The organism is Streptomyces sp. NPDC057638, from assembly GCF_042800315.1.
Classification (GTDB): Bacteria; Actinomycetota; Actinomycetes; order Streptomycetales; family Streptomycetaceae; genus Streptomyces.
The window spans coordinates 1-2,282 of the sequence record NZ_JBHVHF010000556.1 but is presented as its reverse complement, the minus strand read 5'-3'; the positions used below and the strand labels follow the sequence as shown (position 1 = coordinate 2,282).

The 2,282-nt window shown below is 77.4% G+C and carries 2 protein-coding genes; both read right to left on the bottom strand.

The window, feature by feature from the left end:
• Positions 1-57: 57 nt before the first annotated feature.
• On the bottom strand, positions 58-1,251 hold the full coding sequence (locus ACFVIM_RS34695) for a CU044_5270 family protein (protein WP_384310251.1): 1,194 nt from the start codon (positions 1,249-1,251) through the stop codon (positions 58-60).
• Positions 1,248-1,931 (bottom strand): RNA polymerase sigma factor, encoded by a 684-nt coding sequence (locus tag ACFVIM_RS34690; protein ID WP_384310248.1) that lies wholly within the window; start codon positions 1,929-1,931, stop codon positions 1,248-1,250. The genes ACFVIM_RS34695 and ACFVIM_RS34690 overlap by 4 nt, the downstream gene beginning before the upstream one ends.
• Positions 1,932-2,282: the final 351 nt, after the last annotated feature.

Genomic DNA, 2,282 nt, shown 5'->3' with positions numbered 1-2,282 from the left:
CGTCCGGACGGCAGGAAACGGGCCCCGGCGCGTGCGAGGGCGTAAGGGGGGCGGGTGTCAGTTCCCGGGGGCCTGCCCCGGCCGGTCGACGGCGGCCTTGGTGAGGATCGCCGACGATCCCGTCACCTCGCCCGCGGTGCCCGCGTCGGTCGTCTCCGTCAGCACGGTGCGCTCCCCGAGGAAGACCGACGACGTCCGGTCGAAGATCCACTGAGTCTGGCGCCCCTGCGCCGCCCGCGCGACCGCCACCCCGTCACGCCCCGCCGCGTCCGTGGCGGCGGGCACCACCGTGACCCCGGGAATCCTCGCCGCGGCCTGGTACAGCGCCGCGCTGACCCGCGGCGGTGCCCAGGTCTCCGCCAGGAGGGTGCCGATCACGGTGAAGACCTGGTGGTGCGGGTCGTCACCCTTGCCCCGGGTCTCGTTCTGGATCAGCCGCAGCAGGGCGTCGGGGTCGGTGGGCAGGGACGCGACGTACTGATGGGTCGGGTTGTCGATCGAGCCCCGGCCCGCCCCGGTGGGTCCGGGCGACGGGGTCGCGACGCCGTCCTCCGTGCCGCCGACGGTGTGGGCCGGTGAGTCGGTGGTGCGCCCGGGGCCGTCCCCCTCGCGTACCAGCCCCGGACGGCTGCCGTCGGCCGACAGCCAGACCTCGCGGACCTGCGGCGGCGCCAGGGTGAGCGGTCCCCCTGCGGCGCTCTGTCCGGCGAAGGCGACCTTGCTCTTGACGTACACGAACTGGTCGGCGCGGACCGGCGGACTCTTCCGTGCCGCGGCCACCAGGGCGATCCGGTCCAGCAGCCGGGCCGCCTCCGAGGTGCCGGAGGGGCCGCCGGCGACCGGGGGCGCCTCGGGGGCGGGGCTGTCCGTCCGGTCCAGGACCACGACGGTGCCCACCGCGAGGGCGCAGGCCAGAGCGGGCACCAGGATCCGGGTGACGCGTCGGCGCGGCCGGGCGGCGGGCAGCCGGGCCGGGCGGGGGGCGAGCGCGCTGCCCTCCCGGCGGCGGGCGCCGCTCTCCCCGGCCGGGGCGGCCGCGCGAAGCAGGTCCTGGCGCAGCAGCAGCGCCCGGTCGGGCTCCAGGTCGGGCACGGCGGGCGTGGGCAGCAGCCCGGCGAGCTCCTGGCGCTCGGCCGCCCCGGGCTCGTTCCGGTTCTCGTCGTGCTGTACGTGATGTGCCGGGGAGCCGGGGGGCCGGGTGTCGGGCCGGTCCTGGTGGGAACGGTTTCCGTGGGGCGGGTTGGTGGTCATCCGTGGTTCTCCTGGGGCAGCGGCCAGGCGGCGGGGAAGCGGCCGGGCGGGGAGGTGTCGGTGGCGGTGCGGGCGTCCGTGGCCGGAGGGGAGGGCGATGTGCCATCGGGGCGGGCCGGGCGCGTCACCGACGCGGCCCCGCGCGTGCCCCGGCCCCGTGCGCCGACGAGTTCCCGCAGCCGGGAGCGTGCCCGGGAGAGCCGCGAGCGTACGGTCCCGACCGGGACCCCCAGCGCGTCGGCCGCCGCCGCGTAGTCCAGGCCGGCCCAGACCACGAGGGTGAAGACCTCGCGGTCACGGCGGCGCAGCCGGGCGAGCGCGGCGTGCGCGGCACGCAGGTCCTCGGCGTCCGTGAGATGGGTGACGAGATCGTCGGCGAAGTCGGGGAGCGCGCCACGCTCCGGGACCCGGGCGAGCGCGATGTCCCGCCGTCGGCGCGCCCGGGCGTTGCGGCGCATGATGTTGGTGGCGATGCCCAGCAGCCAGGGCCTGAGCCCGTCGCCGTCGGGGCGCAGGTTCTCCCGGGAGCGCCATGCCTCCAGGAAGGTCGCCGAGACGACGTCCTCGGCCTCCGCCCAGTCGCCCGTCACCCGCAGGGCATAGCGGTACAGCACCTGGGCGTGCTCGTCGTACAGCTCGCCCAGGGCATCCCGGTCACCGCCGCGGAGGCGGTTCCTCATTTCTGATTCCACACTCTGCCCTGCCCCGTCCGTCCTTCTGGTTCCGGTGACGCGCGCCACACTCCCGGCACTGGTCGCGGCGCCTGGCGCTCAGGGCCGCCTGGCGCTCAGGTCCGCGTGCCGCCGGGCCCGCGTGCCGCGGGTGCTGGCGAGCTGGCCGTGCCCGCGTGCCGCTCGTGTGTGCCCGCGCCCGCGTGCCGCCCAGGTGCGTGCGCCTGCTCGTGCCTGCGTGCTCGCGCGTGTGCCCGCGCCCGCGTGCCGCCCAGGTGCGTGCCCGCTCGTGCTTCGCGCCACGGCCTGTCCGCAGCGCCCCTCCGCTACCGGGAGCCGCCGGGCCAGTCTGCCCCGGCG

What these genes read in the sequence shown, in the direction of transcription:
- ACFVIM_RS34690 (WP_384310248.1), bottom strand. Translation starts at nt 1,931, where the DNA reads ATGAGGAACCGCCTCCGCGGCGGTGACCGGGATGCCCTGGGCGAGCTG.
- ACFVIM_RS34695 (WP_384310251.1), bottom strand. Translation starts at nt 1,251, where the DNA reads ATGACCACCAACCCGCCCCACGGAAACCGTTCCCACCAGGACCGGCCC.